We start from the raw sequence: 20,221 nt of genomic DNA, 5'->3' as shown, positions 1-20,221 counted from the left end.
GGCCGGTCAACCGCCGGTACGAGGGGTTCCGGCTCCGCCGCCGGGCAGGCACTGTTAGAGGGAACGGTTCCCCCAGCTCTCCTCACCGACCCCTCCTTACCGGGGTGACCCCTAGGCGGTGACAGGCACATGGCACTGGGTTCGGCCACGGGCGCGTACGAGCTGCGGTTCGACGCGGGGCGGCTCTGTCTGGATCTCCTCGCGACCACGCACCCCGAGGAACGGTTCGACTCGGTCGAGGTGTTGTGCGCCTGGATCGTCGGGGCCGGCCTCGCGCCGCCGGGCACACCGCTGAGCCACGCCGACGCCTCCTGGCTCGTCGACTTCCGTGAACTGCGCGGAAGAATCGGGCAGTTGGTGCGCGGCGGACTCGCGCCCGAACCCTGGCCGTCATACGACATCGCGCTCGCCCGGGTCAACGACATCGCCCGCGCGGCACCGCCCGCGCCGCGTGCCGTACGCGCGGAAGACGGCACCCTCGTCCGGCAGTTGGATCATCCGCCCGAGTGCGCGGCGCTGCTCGGCGCCCTCGCGCGGGACGCCCTGGAACTGCTCACCGACCCCCTCGCGCGGGCCGGCCTGCGGGAGTGCGAGGGCGACAACTGCCCGATCGTTTATGTCGATACGTCCCGGGGACGCAGGAGGCGCTGGTGCTCCAGTGAGGTCTGCGGGAACCGGGAAAGAGTGGCCCGGCACCGTCGTCGAGCCGCCCTCGCCCGCGCCTGACGGTCCGTTATGCGGCTTCTGCGGAACGGCTGTCGAAGTGATTTCGATTACATGCCGTTTACCTACGCACCCGTAGGGAAGCCCGCTTTCGATCTTGCCGATGTGACGGAAATGTAAAGATCGCACGGTGAGAATGTGCTGCCATGTCCCGCTCGTCACGTCACTCCGAAGAAAAGTGTCGCCTCGGTTTGAACACTCAACGGGCCGCTTCCGTACGGGTGGTCGAGCGACCGACTGGGGGAACCCCCGGACATCGGAGGTGGGCGTGCGCAAGGATTCCGTCGTGGCCAATGAACGTGGATCGAGGGCCCGACATCGCATGTCCCAGCCCTCGGAACCTGATGAGGAGCTGATGCGTGCGCTGTACAGAGAGCACGCCGGACCCCTCCTTGCGTATGTCCTTCGACTGGTCGCCGGTGACCGGCAACGAGCAGAGGACGTCGTGCAGGAGACGCTCATCCGTGCCTGGAAGAACGCCGGACAGCTCAATCGAGCGACCGGATCGGTACGCCCCTGGCTGGTGACGGTCGCCCGGCGCATCGTCATCGACGGCCACCGCAGCCGGCAGGCCCGGCCGCAGGAGGTCGATCCGTCGCCGCTGGAGGTCATCCCCGCGGAGGACGAGATCGACAAGGCGCTGTGGCTGATGACGCTGTCGGACGCACTCGACGACCTGACCCCCGCCCACCGGGAGGTCCTGGTCGAGACGTACTTCAAGGGGCGTACGGTCAACGAGGCGGCCGAGACGCTGGGCATACCCAGCGGCACCGTTCGCTCAAGGGTTTTCTATGCCCTGCGGTCGATGAAGCTGGCTCTGGAGGAGCGGGGGGTGACGGCGTGATGAGTGTTTACGGGGGAAACCAGGGATTCGGGATGGGCGGTTCGGGTATGTCTGGACCCATGCAGGGACATTCGGCCCCGAGCGAGCACGAGACCGTCGGCGCCTACGCCCTCGGGATCCTCGACGACGCCGAGGCAACCGCTTTCGAGGCCCACCTCGCGACCTGCGAATGGTGCGCCCAGCAGCTGGACGAGCTCGCCGGCATGGAGCCGATGCTGGCCGCGCTCGCGGACCTGCCCGGCGCCGGTACGCCCGCGATCGGTGACTCCCTGTCCGCCAAGCCCAGCCCGCGCCTGGTGAACAAGCTGGTCGACGAGGTCGCCGAGCGCCGCGCCCAGAAGCGCCGGCGCAGCTTCTACATGGTGGCCGCGGCGGCCGCGCTCATCGTCGGCGGCCCGTTCGTGGCCGTGGCGACCAACGGCAGCGACGGCGGCGGCGGTGGCACCGAGGGCAACAACACCGTGGCGGCCGCCAACCCCGCCAAGGACCTGTTCGACAGCATCAAGAACAAGGCCTCGGGCAACGACACGACGACCGGCGTCAGCGCGACCGTCGCCATGTCGGAGAAGCTCTGGGGCACCGAGACGGCCCTTGAGCTCAAGGGCGTCAAGGGACCGCTCAAATGTTCCCTGATCTTCGTCAGCAAGAGCGGCGAGCGCGAGACGGCCGCCTCCTGGTCCGTCCCGAAGTGGGGCTACGGCATCCCGGACGCCAAGACCGAGCAGGCCAGGAACCCGCTCTACGTCAGCGGCGGCGTGTCCATGTCCCCCGACGACGTGGACCACGTGGAGGTCATGGACTTCGACGGAAACAAGCTGGCCGAGGTCGACGTATAGCGTGCCGTAGCTTTTCCGGGTCCCCTTCGCGTACGGTTGACGGCTGCCCAGCACGTCAGAAGGGGGCCCGGTGGCCGCTCAGGCTCCACAGGAAACCGCGCTCGAAGACTCCTCGAGAGACCGCGAGATCGGCGTCGAACAGGAACACCTGGACCGGGTGTACCAGCGGCTCGAGGAGAAGATCCACGAGGCCGAGTTCCTCATGAACGACGCGGCCAAGCGCGGCCAGGTCGGCACGCCCGGCGCACTCGCCGAGCGCGACGCACAGGTCTTCCGCGCGGGTGTCCACCTCAACCGGCTCAACAACGAGTTCGAGGACTTCCTCTTCGGCCGGATCGACCTGCTCCTCGGCAAGGACGGCAAGAAGGGGCCCGACGGCGCCTACACCGCCGTCGAGCCCGCCGAGGGCGCGGTCCGCGAGGACAACACCGCCGACATCGCCGAGACCCTGCACATCGGCCGTATCGGCGTGCTCGACCAGGACTACGCCCCGCTGGTCATCGACTGGCGGGCCCCGGCCGCGGCGCCGTTCTACCGCTCCACCCCGGTCGATCCCGGGCGGGTCGTACGGCGCCGGGTCATCCGCTCCAAGGGGCGCCGCGTGCTCGGCGTCGAGGACGACCTCATGCGCCCCGAGCTCAAGGCCTTCCTCGGCGGCGACGAGCTGGCCGTCATCGGCGACGGCGCCCTCATGGCCGCCCTCGGCCAGGCCCGCAGCCACACCATGCGGGACATCGTGGCCTCCATCCAGGCCGAGCAGGACCTGGTCATCCGCGCGCCCGCCGCCTCCGTGACGTACGTCGAGGGCGGCCCCGGCACCGGCAAGACCGCCGTGGCCCTGCACCGCGCCGCCTACCTGCTCTACCAGGACCGCCGCCGCTACTCGGGCGGCATCCTGATCGTCTCCCCGACCCCGCTGCTCGTCGCGTACACCGAGGGCGTGCTCCCGTCGCTCGGCGAGGAGGGCCAGGTCGCCATCCGGGCGATCGGCTCGCTCGTCGACGGTGCCGAGGCCACGCTGTACGACGCCCCGTCCACGGCCCGCGCCAAGGGCTCGTACCGCATGCTCAAGGTGCTGCGGAAGGCGGCGCGCGGCGCGCTGGAGCTCGGGCCGGGCGGCCGGGCCCCGCAGGGCCGACCCGCCTCCGGCGGCACGGCCGCGAACCGGACGGGCCAGCTCGCCTTCGGCGACGACCCGGGCGACGACGACACCGGTACGCCCGCGCGGACCCCGGCCGGGCCGCCCACCCGGCTGCGCGTGGTCGCCTTCGGCCGCCGTCTCGAACTGGAGGCCGCCGAGCTGGAACGTGTCCGCCGCACCGCCCTCGGCGGCACGGCACCCGTGAACCTGCTGCGCCCGCGCGCCCGCAAGCTGCTGCTCGACGCCCTGTGGACCCAGTCGGGCGCCGGCACCCGCCACAGCGACCCCGAGCTCGCCGCCGAACTGCGCTCCTCCTTCGACGAGGACGTCAGCACGGAGGACAGCTTCATCGCCTTCCTCGACGCCTGGTGGCCGGAGCTGACCCCGCAGGCCGTCCTGGCCGCGATGGCCGACGAGCGCCGCCTCGGCCGCTGGGCCCGCCGCATCCTCAACCCCGGCGAGGTCCGCAAGGTGGCCCGCTCGCTCAGGCGGGACGGGTACTCCGTGCACGACATCGCCATGCTCGACGAACTCCAGGCGATCCTCGGCACCCCGGCCCGCCCCCGGAAGAAGCGCGACCTCGACCCGCTCGACCAGCTCACCGGCCTGGAGGAGCTGATGCCGGTCCGCGAGGAGTCGCAGCGCGAGCGCGCCGAGCGGCTGGCCGCCGAGCGCACCGAGTACGCCCACGTCATCGTCGACGAGGCCCAGGACGTCACGCCGATGCAGTGGCGGATGCTCGGCCGCAGGGGCCGGCACGCCACCTGGACGGTCGTCGGCGACCCGGCCCAGTCGTCCTGGTCCGACGTGGACGAGGCGGCCGAGGCCCGGGACGAGGCGCTGGGCACCCGCCCGCGCCGCCGCTTCCAGCTCACCGTGAACTACCGCAACCCGGCCGAGATCGCCCAGCTCGCGGCCAAGGTGCTGGCCCTGGCCATGCCCGGCTCGACCTCACCGTCGGCTGTCCGCTCCACGGGCGTCGAGCCACGCTTCACGGTCGTACGGGACTCTCTCGCACAGACCGTCCGTGAAGAAGCCGCGCGTCTGCTCGACCGTGTCGACGGCACGGTCGGCGTCGTCGTCGCCATGCAGCGGCGCGAGGAGGCGGCCAAGTGGCTGGCGGGGCTCGGCGACCGGGTCGTGGCGCTCGGCAGCCTGGAGGCGAAGGGGCTGGAGTACGACGCGACGGTCGTCGTCTCCCCGGCGGAGATCGCGGACGAGTCACCGGCCGGACTGCGCGTGCTGTACGTCGCGCTCACCCGGGCCACCCAGCAGCTCACGGTCGTGTCCGGGGACCGGGACGAACCGGACGACTGCGGTGTGCCGGACCTGCTCAGGGATTGATCCGCAGGAACCACTGTTGGGGGAATGGCCTTACGGGATCCGTTTGTTAGCCTGGGTGTGGCACCGGCTCGATCCAAGCCCCCGGGCCCAACCTTCGTCGCTACGAGCGACCACCCGCCGCGAGGCGAGCATGGCGGGCCGGTGTCATGAACGAAGAGAAGAGACCCACGTCACCAAGTGACGTGGGTCTCTTTTCATGAGAAGGCGTGGCGAACAATACGTTCGCAATTCAAGCCCGGCTAACTCCTACTCGGCGGTAGGTGCGACGATCGGACGGCATCCAGCGTCACAGGTGAAAGCAGAGGAAGTCGGCCATGGCAACGGCGCCCAGCGTCTCCTACTCGATGACGGTCCGGCTGGAGGTGCCCGCGAGCGGAACCGCGGTCTCCCAGCTCACCACGGCCGTGGAGTCCCACGGAGGCTCGGTAACCGGCCTCGACGTCACCGCTTCCGGGCACGAGAAGCTCCGGATCGACGTCACCATCGCCGCCACCTCCACGGCGCACGCCGACGAGATCGTCGAGCAGCTGCGCACCATCGAGGGCGTCACGCTCGGCAAGGTCTCCGACCGTACGTTCCTGATGCACCTCGGCGGCAAGATCGAGATGGCGTCGAAGCACCCCATCCGCAACCGTGACGACCTGTCGATGGTCTACACGCCCGGCGTGGCCCGCGTCTGCATGGCGATCGCCGAGAACCCCGAGGACGCGCGCCGCCTGACCATCAAGCGCAACACCGTTGCGGTCGTGACGGACGGGTCCGCGGTCCTCGGCCTCGGCAACATCGGCCCGATGGCCGCCATGCCGGTCATGGAAGGCAAGGCAGCTCTCTTCAAGCGCTTCGCTGACATCGACGCCTGGCCGATCTGCCTGGACACCCAGGACACCGACGCGATCGTCGAGATCGTCAAGGCCATCGCCCCCGGGTTCGCCGGCATCAACCTGGAGGACATCTCCGCGCCCCGCTGCTTCGAGATCGAGGCGCGGCTGCGCGAGGCCCTCGACATCCCCGTCTTCCACGACGACCAGCACGGCACCGCGATCGTCGTCCTGGCCGCCCTCACCAACGCACTTCGCGTGGCGGGCAAGGCGATTGAGAACATTCGTGTCGTGATGTCCGGTGCCGGCGCGGCCGGTACGGCCATCCTCAAGCTGCTGATCGCCGCCGGCGTGAAGAACGCCGTCGTCGCCGACATCCACGGCGTCGTGCACGCCGGCCGCGAGGACCTGCGGGACGCCCCCGCGGACTCGCCGCTGCGCTGGATCGCCGACAACACCAACCCCGAGGGTCTGACCGGCACGCTGAAGGAGGCCGTGCGCGGCGCGGACGTCTTCATCGGCGTCTCCGCCCCGAACGTCCTCGACGGCGACGACGTGGCCGCCATGGCCGAGAACGCGATCGTGTTCGCGCTCGCGAACCCGGACCCCGAGGTGGACCCGGCAATCGCCCGTCAGACGGCCGCAGTTGTGGCCACGGGCCGCTCCGACTTCCCGAACCAGATCAACAACGTGCTGGTCTTCCCGGGTGTCTTCCGCGGTCTGCTGGACGCGCAGTCCCGCACGGTCAACACCGACATGATGCTCGCGGCCGCGAAGGCGCTGGCGGACGTGGTGACCGAGGACGAGTTGAACCCGAACTACATCATCCCGAGCGTCTTCAACGACAAGGTCGCGGGCGCGGTCGCGGGCGCGGTGCGCGAGGCCGCGAAGGCCGCCACGGCCGCGGGCGCGGGCGAGTAATCAGCCGGAATCTCAGCCGGAATCAGTGCCTCACAGCCCGCGAAGTGTGCGCGGGCTGTGAGGATCGCCACGGCAAGCCCTTGTAACGGCGCGTCGTGGAACCTGGGTCCTTGGGACGCCGTTTATCGTGACGGCCAAGTTCAGGCCCTCTCTTCGTGTGACTCCCAAGGGTTGTCTCACGACTCCTCCGGGCGCCGGATTGGCTTTCCCGCCGCAGGTAGGGGCAGGATGCGTCTCTGGGCGCGAGGGTCTGACGACGGACCCGGGTCCCGGGTCTCACCGAGGACCCTGGCAGCATCGACATCGCTGTGCCCGACATGCGGCTTCGCCGCGTGGCACGCCTCAAGGCAAATGAACACGGGAGTAACAACATGAACCGCAGTGAGCTGGTGGCCGCGCTGGCCGACCGCGCCGAGGTGACCCGCAAGGACGCCGACGCCGTGCTGGCCGCGTTCGCCGAGACCGTCGGCGAGGTTGTCGCCAAGGGCGACGAGAAGGTCACCATCCCTGGCTTCCTGACCTTCGAGCGCACCCACCGTGCCGCTCGCACCGCCCGCAACCCGCAGACCGGCGACCCGATCCAGATCCCGGCCGGCTACAGCGTGAAGGTCTCCGCGGGCTCGAAGCTGAAGGAAGCCGCGAAGGGCAAGTGACCTTGCCGTCTGTACGCCACGGGACGGCGTGCGGCTTGTAGAACGCCGATGGGGCGGCGCCCGGTTCTCGGGTGCCGCCCCATCGTGGTTGCTCACCAATGGCCTCAAACGCCGGCCGGGCTGGAACTACCCGAGTGCCTTGCCCGGCAGCTCGACCTTCGCGCCCAGTTCCACGAGCTTCTCCATGAAGTTCTCGTAGCCGCGGTTGATGAGGTCGATGCCGTGCACCCGCGAAGTGCCCTGGGCGGCCAGGGCCGCGATGAGGTATGAGAAGCCGCCGCGCAGGTCGGGGATGACCAGGTCGGCGCCCTGGAGTTTGGTGGGGCCCGAGACGACCGCGGAGTGCAGGAAGTTGCGCTGGCCGAAGCGGCAGTCGGAGCCGCCGAGGCACTCGCGGTAGAGCTGGATGTGGGCGCCCATCTGGTTCAGGGCGGAGGTGAAGCCGAGGCGGGACTCGTAGACCGTCTCGTGGATGATGGACAGGCCCGTCGCCTGCGTCAGGGCCACCACCAGGGGCTGCTGCCAGTCCGTCTGGAAGCCCGGGTGCACGTCCGTTTCGAGCGCGATGGACTTCAACTGGCCACCGGGGTGCCAGAAACGGATGCCCTCGTCGTCGATCTCGAAGGCGCCGCCCACCTTCCGGTAGGTGTTGAGGAACGTCATCATCGAGCGCTGCTGGGCGCCACGGACGTAGATGTTGCCCTCGGTCGCGAGCGCCGCGGACGCCCAGGAGGCGGCCTCCAGGCGGTCCGGGAGGGCGCGGTGGGTGTAGCCGCCGAGCGAGTCCACACCGGTGATGCGGATCGTGCGGTCGGTGTCCACGCCGATGATGGCGCCCATCTTCTGCAGGACGCAGATGAGGTCCTCGATCTCCGGCTCCACGGCCGCGTTCGAGAGCTCGGTGACGCCCTCGGCGAGGACGGCCGTCAGCAGGACCTGCTCGGTCGCGCCCACGGACGGGTACGGCAGCCGGATCTTCGTGCCGCGCAGCCGCTGCGGAGCCTCCAGGTACTGCCCGTCGGCGCGCTTCTCGATCGTCGCGCCGAACTGCCGCAGCACCTCGAAGTGGAAGTCGATGGGCCGGCCGCCGATGTCGCAGCCGCCGAGGCCCGGGATGAAGGCGTGCCCGAGGCGGTGCAGCAGCGGACCGCACAGCAGGATCGGGATCCGGCTGGAACCCGCGTGGGCATCGATGTCAGCGACGTTCGCGCTCTCCACGTGGGAGGGATCCATCACCAGTTCGCCCGGTTCCTCACCCGGACGGACCGTCACCCCGTGCAGCTGGAGCAGACCGCGGACGACCCGCACGTCACGGATGTCCGGCACGTTGCGCAGTCGACTTGGCGCGCTGCCCAGCAGGGCAGCCACCATGGCCTTCGGTACGAGGTTCTTCGCACCGCGGACACGGATCTCGCCCTCCAGCGGGGTTCCGCCGTGGACAAGCAGGACATCGTCGTTGACGGTCATGTATCTCGCGTTCCGATGAGTTGGGCAGGGGCCAGAAGGGAAAGGGTAATCGCCGCCGCCCCCCCTTCAGTAAGCCCAAGGACGGCTCAGGAACGTCATAGCTCTGTCACAACACGATCCGTTCCACGTCGGGCACGAGCGGTTACCGACCCCGGCCGCGCGCCGGGGGGCGCTCCTTTCCGCCCTGAGCTGCATTCACTCCCGAACCGGCATTGCCTCCCCAGATGAAGGGAAGATGCGGGATCATGTCTGGCATGACCGAGGTGTCCTCGCTCACAGGGCGGCTGCTCGTGGCAACGCCCGCCCTGGCGGACCCGAACTTCGACCGCGCTGTGGTGCTCCTTCTCGACCACGACGAGGAGGGCTCCCTCGGTGTCGTCCTCAACCGTCCGACGCCCGTGGACGTGGGCGACATCCTGGAAGGCTGGGCGGACCTCGCCGGTGAGCCCGGTGTCGTCTTCCAGGGCGGCCCGGTCTCCCTGGACTCGGCGCTCGGCGTCGCCGTCATCCCCGGTGACGCGAACGGCGAGACCGCACCGCTGGGCTGGCGCCGGGTGCACGGCGCGATCGGGCTCGTGGACCTGGAGGCCCCGCCGGAACTGCTCGCCTCGGCCGTCGGATCCCTGAGGATCTTCGCCGGATACGCCGGCTGGGGACCCGGCCAGCTGGAGGACGAGCTGGTGGAGGGCGCCTGGTACGTCGTCGAGTCCGAGCCGGGAGACGTGTCCTCGCCGTCGCCGGAAAGACTCTGGCGCGAGGTCCTGCGCCGGCAGCGCAACGAGCTCGCGATGGTGGCCACGTACCCCGACGACCCTTCGCTCAACTGATGCCTGTGAGCTTCAGTACTCTTGGCGTTATGAGCACTCTCGAGCCCGAGCGCGGGACTGGTACGGGGACCCTCGTCGAGCCCACGCCGCAGACTTCCCACGGCGACGGCGACCACGAGCGCTTCGCCCACTACGTCCAGAAGGACAAGATCATGGCGAGCGCCCTCGACGGGACCCCCGTCGTGGCGCTGTGCGGCAAGGTCTGGGTGCCCGGCCGCGACCCGAAGAAGTACCCGGTGTGTCCCATGTGCAAGGAGATCTACGAGTCCATGGGCGCCGGCGGCGACGACAAGGGCAAGGGCGGCAAGGGCGGCGACAAGAAGTAGCCCTCCCCTCGGCCTGAGGTTTCGCAAGGCCCCCGAGGCGCGTTTTGGCGCGCCCCGGGGGCCTTTCGCGTGTCACGAAGTGGTTGAGACCTCTTGTGGACATGTTCACGCAGTCCCTAGGCTCCGATGCGTTGTGCAGAGCGAAACCGTCATTGCATATGCTGCAACGCACGCCCGGAGGACCGCTCCATGAAGCTCGCCCCCAGACTCGCCGTACTGCTCACCGCCCTCGCCGTCACCGCCTGCGCCCCGCAGACCTCCACCAACTCCTCCTCCGACAAGGACGACAAGACCGGCACCCTGCGGGTCTGGCTCTTCCAGGAGGTCGGCAACAAGCCGAAGGAGAAGGTCGTCGACTCCGTCGTCACCGCCTTCGAGAAGGCCCACGACGGCACGAAGGTCGACGTCGAGTACATCCCGGTCGAGACCCGCGCCCAGCGCGTCAAGGCCGCCTTCAACGACCCCGCCTCCGCGCCCGACGTCATCGAGTACGGCAACACCGACACCGCCGGCTATGTGAAGGACGGCGGACTCCTCGACGTATCGAAGGAGTTCGGTGACTGGACCGAGGCGAAGGACACCGACCCCACCGCCAAGCAGTCCGTCACCGTGGACGGCAAGGTCTACGGCGCCCCGTTCTACGTCGGCGTCCGCGCCCTGTACTACCGCACGGACGTCTTCAAGGAACTCGGCCTCGAAGTCCCCAGGACCATGGCCGAGTTGGCGACCACGGCGCGCAAGATCCGCGCCGAGAAGCCCGAGCTGTACGGGCTCGTGGTCGGCGGGGCGTACACGTACGGCGCGATGCCGTTCGTCTGGGCCAACGGCGGTGAACTCGCCACCGGCGAGGGCGGCTCGTACACCTCCGCTATCCACAGCGCGGCCGCCCAGAAGGGCATCAAGGCGTACACGTCCCTGTTCGGCGACGACAACTGCCCCGCCGCCAAGTGCGCGGGCATGGGCGGCAACGACACGATCACCGCGTTCGCGGCCGGCAAGGCGGGGATGGCGATCGGCGGCGACTTCAGCCACACCGCTGTGGAGGCCGGGAAGGTCAAGGGCAAGTACGCGGTCGTGCCGCTGCCCGGCGTGAAGGCGGGGTCCGTCGCGCCGGCGTTCGCCGGGGGCAACAACATCGGGGTGCTCAAGAGCACGTCTCATCGGACGCGGGCGGTTCAGCTGATGGAGTCGCTGGCCTCTAAGGAGACGCAGGCCTCGATGTTCGAGGCGATGGGGTTCTTGCCGACGTTCTCCGACGTGCGGCAGCGGGTTGCGGCGGAGCAGCCGTATGTGAAGCCGTTCGCGGAGACGCTCGCCGCGGGGACCAAGTTCGTGCCTGCCTCGCCCGCGTGGGCCCAGATCGACTCGTCGCTGGTGTTGCCGACCATGTTGCAGGAGGTCATCAGCGGTAAGAAGGATGTGGCTGGGGCTTCGGGGGATGCGGCGAAGAAGATGGACGAGGCGTTTGGCTCCGCCGGATGACACCGGGTGCGCCCAGTAGCTCGGGGGTTCTGGAGCGTCGGCGGGTGCGGCAGGGTCGTGGCTTGTCGCGCCCACGCGGCGGTAGCCGCAAATCCAACACAGCCCCGCGCCCCCAGGGGCGTCGCCGTGGGCGGAGTCAGAGGACACCCTGGCTCTATCTCGCCCCCGCCCTCGTCGTTCTCGGCGGGCTGCTTGTCTATCCCGTCTATCAGCTTGGGCTGATCTCCTTCTTTCAGTACACCCAAGCGCAGGTCAGCGGGGGTGAACCGACCACCTTCGAAGGGTTCGGGAACTACGCCGAGCTCTTCGGGGACCGGCAGTTCTGGGAGGTGTTGCTGGCGACCGTGCTGTTCGCGGGCGCCTGTGTCGTGTCCACCCTCGCCGTCGGCTGTTCTCTCGCCGTGCTGCTCACCCGCGTACGTGCCGTGCCGCGGCTTGCCTTGATGCTGGCCGCGCTGGGGGCCTGGGCGACCCCGGCCATCACCGGGTCGACTGTGTGGCTGTTCCTCTTCGACCCGGACTTCGGGCCGGTGAACCGGATGCTGGGGCTCGGGGACTACTCCTGGACGTACGGGCGGCTCAGTGCCTTCTTTCTCGTGCTGCTCGAAGTGGTGTGGTGCTCCTTTCCGTTCGTGATGGTGACGGTGTACGCGGGGATCAAGGCCGTTCCCGCCGAGGTGCTGGAGGCCGCCGCGCTGGACGGGGCCTCGCAGTGGCGGATCTGGCGGTCGGTGCTGGCGCCGATGCTGCGGCCGATCCTGGTGGTTGTCACCATCCAGTCGGTGATCTGGGACTTCAAGGTCTTCACGCAGATCTATGTGATGACCAACGGGGGCGGCATCGCGGGGCAGAACCTGGTCCTGAATGTGTACGCCTACCAGAAGGCGTTCGCGTCCTCGCAGTACAGCCTGGGTTCGGCGATCGGTGTCGTGATGCTGCTGATCCTGCTGGCCGTGACGCTCGTATATCTGCGGCTGCTGCGCAGACAGGGGGAGGAGATGTGAGGTCCTTGAGTTCCGTGCGTCTCGTACGGCGGCCCTGGCGCCTGTTCGCCGAGGCGTCCGCGCTGCTGATCGCCGTGGTGGTGGCGTTTCCGCTGTACTGGATGGTGCTCAGCGCCTTCAAACCGGCCGGGGAGATCGAGTCGAGCGAGCCTCGGCCGTGGACGCTGGCGCCCTCCTTGGATTCCTTCCGGCGGGTCTTCGAGCAGAACGAATTCGGCCGGTACTTCCTCAACAGCCTCGTCGTCGCGTGCAGTGTCGTGATCGTCTCGGCGTTGATCGCGTTTCTCGCCGCGACCGCGGTGACACGATTCCGCTTCCGCTTCCGGACCACCCTGCTGATCATGTTTCTGGTGGCCCAGATGGTGCCGGTGGAGGCCCTGACGATCCCCCTGTTCTTCCTCATGCGGGACTTCGGCCAACTGAACACGCTGGGCTCGCTGATCCTGCCGCACATCGCCTTCTCGCTGCCGTTCGCGATCTGGATGCTGCGGGGGTTTGTGAAGGCCGTTCCGGAGGCGCTGGAGGAGGCCGCGTACATGGACGGGGCGAGCCGCTCGCGATTCCTGTGGCAGATCCTTTTCCCGCTGGTCTTCCCGGGGCTGGTGGCCACCAGCGTTTTCTCCTTCATCTCCGCCTGGAACGACTTCCTGTTCGCCAAGTCCTTCATCATCAGCGACACCTCGCAGTCCACGCTGCCGATGGCCCTGCTCGTCTTCTACAAGCCGGACGAGCCGGACTGGGGCGGCGTGATGGCGGCTTCCACGGTGATGACGATTCCGGTACTGGTCTTCTTCGTGCTCGTGCAGCGCCGGCTGGTGTCGGGGCTGGGCGGAGCGGTCAAGGACTGAATCAAGGACCGAGTCAAGGACCGAGTCAAGGACCGAGTCAAGGGCTGAAAGGTCTGATCATTCATGGATCTCATTCCGGCACCTCGCCAGATGGAGCGGGCCGAGGGTTTCTACGAACTCGGTGACGGCTTCGGGATCGAGGCCGGGCCGGGCACCGAGGACGTCGCGCGCCGGCTGCGCGGGACGCTCGGCGCGGCGACCGGGCTGGCGCTGCCGCCCAAGAAGGGAGACGAGCACGACGTCCTCCATCTGTCCGTCCAGCCCGGCCTCGACTCCGTGGAATACCGCCTCGTCGTCGCCCCCCACGGCGTCCACATCCAGGGCGGCTCGCCCGCGGGTGTCTTCTGGGGCGCCCAGACGCTGCGCCAGCTCCTCGGCCCCGACGCCTTCCGGCGCGCACCCCTTCCCGGCCGTACGTGGCGGCTGCCGCTGACGGAGATCCGGGACTCGCCCCGCTTCCGCTGGCGCGGCCTCATGCTCGACGTGGCCCGGCACTTCATGCCCAAGGACGGTGTCCTGCGCTACCTGGACCTGATGGCCGCCCACAAACTCAACGTCTTCCACTTCCATCTGACGGACGACCAGGGCTGGCGCATCGAGATCGAGAAGTACCCGCGGCTGACGGAGGTCGGCTCCTGGCGGGCCCGTACGAAATTCGGCCATCGGGCCTCCCCGCTGTGGGAGGAGAAGCCGCACGGCGGCTACTACACCCGGAACGACATCCGCGAGATCGTCGCCTACGCCGCCGAGCGGCATATCGCCGTCGTCCCCGAAATCGACGTACCCGGCCACTCGCAGGCCGCCATCGCCGCGTATCCGGAACTCGGCAACACCGACGTCACCACCGCATCCATTGAGGGGGGCACCGTCCTCTCCGTCTGGGACACCTGGGGGATCAGTCCGAACGTACTCGCCCCCACTGACAACACCCTGCGCTTCTACGAGGGGGTCCTCGAGGAAGTCCTGGAGCTGTTCCCGTCGGAGTTCGTTCATGTCGGAGGTGACGAATGCCTCAAGGACCAGTGGCGGCGGTCGCCGACCGCACAGGAACGCATCCGGGAACTCGGGCTGAGGGACGAGGACGAACTCCAGGCCTGGTTCATCGGCCACTTCGACAAGTGGCTGACCGCGCGCGGGCGCAGGCTCATCGGCTGGGACGAGATCCTGGAGGGCGGTCTCGCCGACGGGGCGGCCGTGTCGTCCTGGCGCGGGTACGCGGGCGGCATCGCGGCGGCCCGCGCGGGTCACGACGTCGTCATGTGCCCGGAGCAGCAGGTGTACCTGGACCACCGTCAGCACGCGGGCGCCGACGAGCCGGTGCCGATCGGCTATGTGCGCACCCTGGAGGACGTCTATCGGTTCGAGCCGGTGCCACCGCAGTTGACGTCCGACGAGGCCCGGCACGTGCTCGGTACGCAGGCCAACCTGTGGACCGAGGTGATGGAGGACCAGGCGCGCGTGGACTACCAGGCGTTCCCGCGCCTCGCCGCCTTCGCCGAGGTCGCCTGGAGCCGCCTGCCCGCCCCCGCGGAACGGGACTTCGCCGACTTCGAGCACCGGATGGCCACCCACTACCGGCGGCTCGACGCCCTGGGAGTCGCCTACCGTCCGCCGACGGGACCGCGGCCGTGGCAGCGGCGCCCCGGCGTGCTCGGCCGCCCGATCGACGGCCCACCCCCGAACAGGTAATTGAAAAAAACCGGCAAGGGGTCACCGAAGAGTGTCAATCGGTAAACACCGGTGATGCCGTACGAAAACGGACCATCTCCCCGATGAGGTGGGCGAATGCCTCCTAGCGGACCCCTGTCCTCGGGTCCTGCGAAGATGTGCCAGAGTTGCCACGTCCGCCCTGTCAGCACGTACCGTACGGCAGCACAGGTGGGACCAGGTGGGGCAGCGGGAAGGGGCAGCCGGTTTGACCACGAGCGCACCGCAGGCGGCGCAGGCCGTCACGCTGCCCACGACGCTGGACGAGGCCGTGGCGGCACTCGCCGCCGTGCCCGCCGCCGTGCCCGTCGCGGGCGGCACCGACCTCATGGCCGCCGTCAACTCCGGGCAGCTCAGGCCCGCCGCACTGGTCGGCCTCGGCAAGATCAGCGAGATCCGCGGCTGGCAGTACCAGGACGGTCACGCCCTGCTCGGAGCGGGCCTCACGCACGCGCGTATGGGTCGCCCCGACTTCGCCGCCCTGATCCCGGCGCTCGCGGCCGCCGCACGCGCCGCGGGCCCGCCGCAGATCCGCAACGCGGGCACCCTGGGCGGCAACATCGCCTCGGCGTCCCCGACCGGTGACGCGCTGCCGGTCCTCGCCGCCCTCGAAGCGACCCTGATCATCGCGGGCCCGGGCGGAGCCCGTCGGGAGATCCCGGTGTCGCACCTGCTGGCCGGCATGGACATGCTGCGGGCCGGTGAACTCATCGGCTACGTGCGCGTGCCGCTGCTGCACGCCCCGCAGGTCTTCCTCAAGGCCACCGGCCGCACCGGCCCGGGGCGCGCCATGGCATCCGTCGCCGTCGTGCTCGACCCGGCGCGGCGCGGCATCAGGTGCGCCGTCGGCGCCATAGCGCCGATGCCGCTGCGGCCGCTGGACGCCGAGCACTGGGTCGCCCAGCTGATCGACTGGGACAACAACCGCGCGATCGTCCCCGAGGCCCTGAACGCCTTCGGGGAGTACGTCGCCGCGGCCTGCATCCCGGACCCGGCCCCGGCCGAGGACGGCTCCGTACCGCAGCATCCGCCCGCCGTACTGCACCTGCGGCGCACCGTCGCCGCGCTGGCCCGACGAGCACTGGGGAGGGCGCTGTCGTGACCGACGACCAGCACGGAGAGGGCACGCCCCAGGGCGGCGGTCGCTGGGACCCGCTGCCCCAGGGCGACTACGACGACGGCGCCACCGCCTTCGTCAAGCTTCCCGAAGGGGGCGTCGACGCCCTCCTGGCCTCCTCGGACACCCCGCTCGCCGCGCGCGGCCACGGCTATGTGCCCCCGCAGATAACGGCCACACCGGGACCGGCCGGGAACGCCGACCCCGCGGCCCCGGGCGGCTGGCCGGTCGCGGGCCCGCCCGGCGACGGCAACCAGTGGCCCGACCCGAACGCCATGGCGCAGGGCGCCGGCACCGGCCAGTTCGCGTACAACCCCGGGGCGACCCAGCAGTGGGACTTCTCGGAGACCGCGCAGGGCCAGGCCGGCCCGGCGGGTCACGAGGCCGCTGCCGCGCCCGGTCACGACGTCACCGGGCAGTGGTCGATCCCCGTCGCCGATGGTGACCTTCCGGATGAATCGGGCGAGTTCACCACGTCGTCGCTCGTCGAGCAGTGGGGCGGAACCCCTCCGGCCACCCTGCCCGGCGGCGCGCCCGCGCCCTGGGCGACGCAGCCGACCGGGCAGCCGTGGGGTCAGCAGGCCGAGGCCGCCGCGACGGCCGAGGAGGCGGTGGGAGCCGGGTCCGCGGCCGGGCACGTGCACGGGCAGCCGCCGCACCCCGACGCGTACGCCGCCGAGCAGCCCGTCCCGCACCCGCACGAGCATCAGGCCCAGAGCGCGCCCGAGTTCACGCCCGAGCCGCCCGCCGAGGAGTCCGCCGAGAGCCCCTCAGAGCCCGCACAGGCCTCACAGACCGCCCCCGGGCCCGGTGAGGTCGCCCCGGACACCCAGGGCGCCCCAGAGGCCGCAGAGGGCCCGGCAGAGGCGTCCGCCGAGACCGCCCCGGCCGAGGACGGCGCCCCCGCCGAGGAACCGGCCCGGACCGCCGCCTCCGACGGCGTACCGGCCCCCACCGGCGAGGAACACCCCCTCGCCTCCTACGTCCTGCGCGTCAACGGCGTCGACCGGCCCGTCTCGGACGCCTGGATCGGTGAGTCGCTGCTCTACGTGCTGCGTGAACGGCTCGGCCTCGCGGGCGCCAAGGACGGCTGCTCGCAGGGCGAGTGCGGGGCCTGCAACGTGCAGGTCGACGGACGGCTCGTGGCGTCCTGCCTGGTGCCCGCCGTCACCGCCGCGGGCAGCGAGGTCCGTACCGTCGAGGGCCTCGCCGAGGACGGGCAGCCCTCCGACGTGCAGCGGGCGCTCGCGCGGTGCGGCGCCGTGCAGTGCGGCTTCTGCGTGCCGGGCATGGCGATGACCGTGCACGACCTGCTGGAGGGCAACCCGGCGCCCAGCGAGATGGAGACCCGCCAGGCACTCTGCGGCAACCTCTGCCGTTGCTCCGGATACCGGGGCGTGGTCGAGGCCGTCAAGGAGGTCGTCGCCGAACGCGAGGCCCACACGGCGGCCGGCGACGGCGAACAGAACGGCGACGAGCCACGTATTCCCCACCAGGCGGGCCCCGGGGCCGGCGGGGTCAACCCGTCGGCGTTCGAGGCACGCGGCCCCGGGGGACCGCATGACCAGGCGTACGGACAGGACGGAGGCCAGGCGTGAGCAACGAAGCCGCCACCGCGACCACAGCCGCGGAGGCAGCACCCGCCCCCGAGCCGATCCCGCACGGCCTCGGCGCCTCCCTGCCGGCCGCCGACGCCCGCGCCAAGACCGAGGGCACGTTCCCGTACGCGGCCGACCTGTGGGCCGAGGGCCTGCTGTGGGCGGCCGTACTGCGCTCGCCGCACCCGCACGCGCGCATCACGTCCATCGACACCTCCCACGCGCGCGAGATGCCCGGCGTCCGGGCCGTCGTCACGCACGAGGACGTGCCGGGCAGCCCTCTGCACGGCCGCGGCACACCGGACCGCCCGGTCTTCGCCTCCGAGGTCGTACGCCACCACGGCGAGCCCATCGCCGCGGTCGCCGCCGACCACCCGGACACCGCGCGACTGGCCGCCGCCGCCGTCATCGTCGAGTACGAAGTACTCGACCCGGTCACCGACCCCGAGCAGGCCTTCGAGGCCGAGCCGCTGCACCCCGACGGCAACCTGATCCGCCACATCCCGCTGCGCCACGGCGACCCCGACGCGGCCGGCGACATCGTGGTCGAGGGCCTGTACCGCATCGGCCGCCAGGACCCCGCCCCCATCGGCGCCGAGGCGGGCCTCGCGGTCCCGCGTCCCGACGGCGGCGTGGAGCTCTACCTGGCCTCCACCGACCCGCACACCGACCGCGACCGGGCCGCCGCCTGCTACGGCCTGGAACCCGAGCGCGTCAAGGTCGTCGTCACCGGCGTCCCCGGCGCCACCGCCGACCGCGAGGACCAGGGCTTCCAGCTTCCGCTCGGCCTGCTGGCGCTGAAGACCGGCTGCCCGGTGAAGCTGACGGCCACGCGCGAGGAGTCCTTCCTGGGCCATGTGCACCGCCACCCGACGCTGCTGCGGTACCGCCACCACGCGGACGCCGAGGGCAGGCTGGTGAAGGTCGAGGCGCAGATCCTGCTGGACGCGGGCGCGTACGCGGACACGTCCGCCGAGGCCCTGGCCGCCGCCGTCGGCTTCGCCTGCGGTCCCTACGTCGTCCCGAACGCCTTCATCGAGGGCTGGGCCGTGCGCACCAACAACCCGCCCTCCGGCCACGTGCGCGGCGAGGGCGCCATGCAGGTCTGCGCCGCCTACGAGGCGCAGATGGACAAGCTGGCCAAGAAGCTCGGCGTGGACCCGGCGGAACTGCGCCTGCGCAACGCCATGGCGACCGGTGACGTCCTGCCGACCGGCCAGACGGTGACCTGCCCGGCGCCGGTCGCGGAACTGCTCCAGGCCGTACGGGACTACCCGCTGCCCGCCCTCCCCAAGGACACGCCCGAGGACGAGTGGCTGCTGCCCGGCGGCCCCGAGGGCGCGGGCGAACCGGGTGCCGTGCGGCGCGGCGTGGGCTACGGCCTGGGCATGGTGCACATGCTCGGCGCCGAGGGCGCGGACGAGGTCTCCACGGCCACGGTGAAGGTGCACGACGGGGTGGCCACGGTGCTGTGCGCCGCCGTCGAGACCGGCCAGGGCTTCGCGACGCTGGCCCGGCAGATCGTCCAGGACACGCTGGGCATCGACGAGGTGCACGTGGCGCCCGTCGACACCGACCAGCCCCCGGCGGGCGCCGGCTGCCGAGGCCGTCACACCTGGGTGTCGGGCGGCGCGGTGGAGCGCGCGGCCAAGATGGTCCGTACGCAACTGCTCCAGCCCCTGGCGCACAAGTTCGGCATGTCCACCGAGCTGCTCCAGATCACCGATGGCAAGATCACGTCGTACGACGGCGTCCTGTCGACGACCGTCACCGAGGCGCTGGACGGCAAGGAACTGTGGGCCACGGCCCAGTGCCGCCCCCACCCCACCGAACCGCTGAACGAGACGGGTCAGGGCGACGCCTTCGTCGGCATGGCCTTCTGCGCGATCCGCGCGGTCGTCGACGTCGACATCGAGCTGGGCTCGGTCCGCGTGGTCGAGCTGGCCCTCGCCCAGGACGTCGGCCGGATCCTGAACCCGGCCCAGCTGGAGGCGCGGATCGAGGCGGGCGTGACGCAGGGCCTGGGCATCGCGCTCACCGAGAACCTGCGCTCGGCCCGCGGCCTGATCCGCCACCCCGACCTGACGGGCTACTCCCTGCCGACGGCCCTGGACGCCCCCGACATCCGCATCGTGAAGCTGGTCGAGGAGCGGGACGTGGTCGCGCCCTTCGGCGCGAAGGCGGTGAGCGCGGTCCCGGTGGTCACCTCCCCGGCGGCCATCGCCTCCGCCGTACGCGCGGCGACGGGCCGCCCGGTCAACCGCCTGCCGATCCGTCCGCAGGCGGCGGTGGTGACCGGGCAGTGACCGGCACGCCCCGGATGCCGCGACGGCTGTGACGGACGGCGTCGTCCTGGCGTCGGGTGCCGCGGATCGGGTTGTGGCCAGCAGGAGGTTGGCGGACTCCTCGGAGCTGACCGTGGCGCAGACCGTCGCGGCGATTGTGGCGCAAAGGCAACGTGCGAGGGTGCCCTGAGCGTCTACTGAGGTGAAGCGCTGTCAGTGGGTGTGCCGGGCCGGGGGAGTTGCCGGCGGCCGGGCTGATCCGGGGGCGTTGTCAGTGGTG

At 70.5% G+C, this 20,221-nt stretch carries 16 protein-coding genes; 15 read left to right on the top strand and 1 reads right to left on the bottom strand.

Annotated elements, in window-relative coordinates:
• Positions 1–129 precede the first annotated feature (129 nt).
• From AQJ67_RS23270 to AQJ67_RS23245, 6 genes are all read left to right on the top strand, one after another.
• Positions 130–726 (top strand): CGNR zinc finger domain-containing protein, encoded by a 597-nt coding sequence (locus AQJ67_RS23270; protein ID WP_062720989.1) that lies wholly within the window; start codon positions 130–132, stop codon positions 724–726.
• Between the two features lie 319 nt (positions 727–1,045).
• Entirely contained in the window at positions 1,046–1,567 is a 522-nt protein-coding gene (locus AQJ67_RS23265; protein ID WP_010039908.1) for a sigma-70 family RNA polymerase sigma factor, read from the top strand.
• A gap of 59 nt (positions 1,568–1,626) precedes the next feature.
• Positions 1,627–2,403, top strand: coding sequence for an anti-sigma factor family protein (locus tag AQJ67_RS23260; RefSeq protein ID WP_062720988.1), 777 nt, complete (start codon positions 1,627–1,629; stop codon positions 2,401–2,403).
• Positions 2,404–2,473: 70 nt separating this feature from the next.
• Positions 2,474–4,888, top strand: a complete 2,415-nt coding sequence (locus AQJ67_RS23255; protein WP_062720987.1) for a HelD family protein — start codon at positions 2,474–2,476, stop codon at positions 4,886–4,888.
• A 314-nt stretch (positions 4,889–5,202) separates the two neighbouring features.
• Positions 5,203–6,627: an NAD-dependent malic enzyme gene (locus AQJ67_RS23250; protein ID WP_062720986.1), complete on the top strand. Its 1,425-nt coding sequence runs from the start codon at positions 5,203–5,205 to the stop codon at positions 6,625–6,627.
• 371 nt (positions 6,628–6,998) lie between these two features.
• Positions 6,999–7,280 carry an HU family DNA-binding protein gene (locus tag AQJ67_RS23245; protein ID WP_007498188.1) on the top strand — a complete coding sequence of 94 codons (282 nt, stop codon included), beginning with the start codon at positions 6,999–7,001 and terminating at the stop codon, positions 7,278–7,280.
• Between the two features lie 126 nt (positions 7,281–7,406).
• Here AQJ67_RS23245 and murA read toward each other — a convergent pair whose 3' ends face one another.
• Positions 7,407–8,747 (bottom strand): UDP-N-acetylglucosamine 1-carboxyvinyltransferase, encoded by a 1,341-nt coding sequence (gene murA / locus AQJ67_RS23240; RefSeq protein ID WP_062720985.1) that lies wholly within the window; start codon positions 8,745–8,747, stop codon positions 7,407–7,409.
• A 254-nt stretch (positions 8,748–9,001) separates the two neighbouring features.
• Here murA and AQJ67_RS23235 point away from each other — a divergent pair, with 254 nt between their 5' ends.
• The 9 genes from AQJ67_RS23235 (at position 9,002) to AQJ67_RS23195 (ending at position 19,962) form a co-directional block, all read left to right on the top strand.
• Complete coding sequence (locus AQJ67_RS23235; RefSeq protein WP_062720984.1) at positions 9,002–9,574, top strand: YqgE/AlgH family protein; 573 nt, start codon at positions 9,002–9,004, stop codon at positions 9,572–9,574.
• Between the two features lie 29 nt (positions 9,575–9,603).
• Positions 9,604–9,900 carry a DUF3039 domain-containing protein gene (locus tag AQJ67_RS23230; protein WP_062720983.1) on the top strand — a complete coding sequence of 99 codons (297 nt, stop codon included), beginning with the start codon at positions 9,604–9,606 and terminating at the stop codon, positions 9,898–9,900.
• A 189-nt stretch (positions 9,901–10,089) separates the two neighbouring features.
• On the top strand, positions 10,090–11,382 hold the full coding sequence (locus tag AQJ67_RS23225; RefSeq protein ID WP_062720982.1) for an extracellular solute-binding protein: 1,293 nt from the start codon (positions 10,090–10,092) through the stop codon (positions 11,380–11,382).
• Positions 11,379–12,386, top strand: coding sequence for a carbohydrate ABC transporter permease (locus AQJ67_RS23220; RefSeq protein ID WP_062720981.1), 1,008 nt, complete (start codon positions 11,379–11,381; stop codon positions 12,384–12,386). The genes AQJ67_RS23225 and AQJ67_RS23220 overlap by 4 nt, the downstream gene beginning before the upstream one ends.
• A 5-nt stretch (positions 12,387–12,391) precedes the next feature.
• Positions 12,392–13,234 carry a carbohydrate ABC transporter permease gene (locus AQJ67_RS23215; protein WP_062720980.1) on the top strand — a complete coding sequence of 281 codons (843 nt, stop codon included), beginning with the start codon at positions 12,392–12,394 and terminating at the stop codon, positions 13,232–13,234.
• 63 nt (positions 13,235–13,297) lie between these two features.
• A complete protein-coding gene (locus AQJ67_RS23210) occupies positions 13,298–14,923 on the top strand; it encodes a beta-N-acetylhexosaminidase (protein WP_079056104.1) in 1,626 nt (541 codons plus the stop codon).
• A gap of 226 nt (positions 14,924–15,149) precedes the next feature.
• Complete coding sequence (locus tag AQJ67_RS23205) at positions 15,150–16,043, top strand: FAD binding domain-containing protein (RefSeq protein ID WP_062720978.1); 894 nt, start codon at positions 15,150–15,152, stop codon at positions 16,041–16,043.
• Positions 16,040–17,656 carry a 2Fe-2S iron-sulfur cluster-binding protein gene (locus tag AQJ67_RS23200; RefSeq protein ID WP_062720977.1) on the top strand — a complete coding sequence of 539 codons (1,617 nt, stop codon included), beginning with the start codon at positions 16,040–16,042 and terminating at the stop codon, positions 17,654–17,656. Before AQJ67_RS23205 ends, AQJ67_RS23200 begins: the two co-directional genes overlap by 4 nt.
• Positions 17,653–19,962, top strand: a complete 2,310-nt coding sequence (locus tag AQJ67_RS23195; RefSeq protein ID WP_062720976.1) for a xanthine dehydrogenase family protein molybdopterin-binding subunit — start codon at positions 17,653–17,655, stop codon at positions 19,960–19,962. Before AQJ67_RS23200 ends, AQJ67_RS23195 begins: the two co-directional genes overlap by 4 nt.
• Positions 19,963–20,221: the final 259 nt, after the last annotated feature.

It is taken from the genome of Streptomyces caeruleatus (assembly GCF_001514235.1).
Lineage (GTDB): Bacteria > Actinomycetota > Actinomycetes > Streptomycetales > Streptomycetaceae > Streptomyces > Streptomyces caeruleatus.
The sequence above is the reverse complement of the archived record's forward strand: the minus strand, read 5'-3'. Positions and strand labels throughout refer to the sequence as shown.

Bases quoted from the DNA above. Each gene is read 5' to 3' on its own strand.
- AQJ67_RS23260 (WP_062720988.1), top strand. From the start codon at position 1,627: ATGCAGGGACATTCGGCCCCGAGCGAGCACGAGACCGTCGGCGCCTAC.
- murA (WP_062720985.1), bottom strand. From the start codon at position 8,747: ATGACCGTCAACGACGATGTCCTGCTTGTCCACGGCGGAACCCCGCTG.
- AQJ67_RS23230 (WP_062720983.1), top strand. From the start codon at position 9,604: ATGAGCACTCTCGAGCCCGAGCGCGGGACTGGTACGGGGACCCTCGTC.
- AQJ67_RS23210 (WP_079056104.1), top strand. From the start codon at position 13,298: ATGGATCTCATTCCGGCACCTCGCCAGATGGAGCGGGCCGAGGGTTTC.
- AQJ67_RS23250 (WP_062720986.1), top strand. From the start codon at position 5,203: ATGGCAACGGCGCCCAGCGTCTCCTACTCGATGACGGTCCGGCTGGAG.
- AQJ67_RS23220 (WP_062720981.1), top strand. From the start codon at position 11,379: ATGACACCGGGTGCGCCCAGTAGCTCGGGGGTTCTGGAGCGTCGGCGG.
- AQJ67_RS23270 (WP_062720989.1), top strand. From the start codon at position 130: ATGGCACTGGGTTCGGCCACGGGCGCGTACGAGCTGCGGTTCGACGCG.
- AQJ67_RS23265 (WP_010039908.1), top strand. From the start codon at position 1,046: ATGTCCCAGCCCTCGGAACCTGATGAGGAGCTGATGCGTGCGCTGTAC.
- AQJ67_RS23225 (WP_062720982.1), top strand. From the start codon at position 10,090: ATGAAGCTCGCCCCCAGACTCGCCGTACTGCTCACCGCCCTCGCCGTC.
- AQJ67_RS23235 (WP_062720984.1), top strand. From the start codon at position 9,002: ATGACCGAGGTGTCCTCGCTCACAGGGCGGCTGCTCGTGGCAACGCCC.
- AQJ67_RS23245 (WP_007498188.1), top strand. From the start codon at position 6,999: ATGAACCGCAGTGAGCTGGTGGCCGCGCTGGCCGACCGCGCCGAGGTG.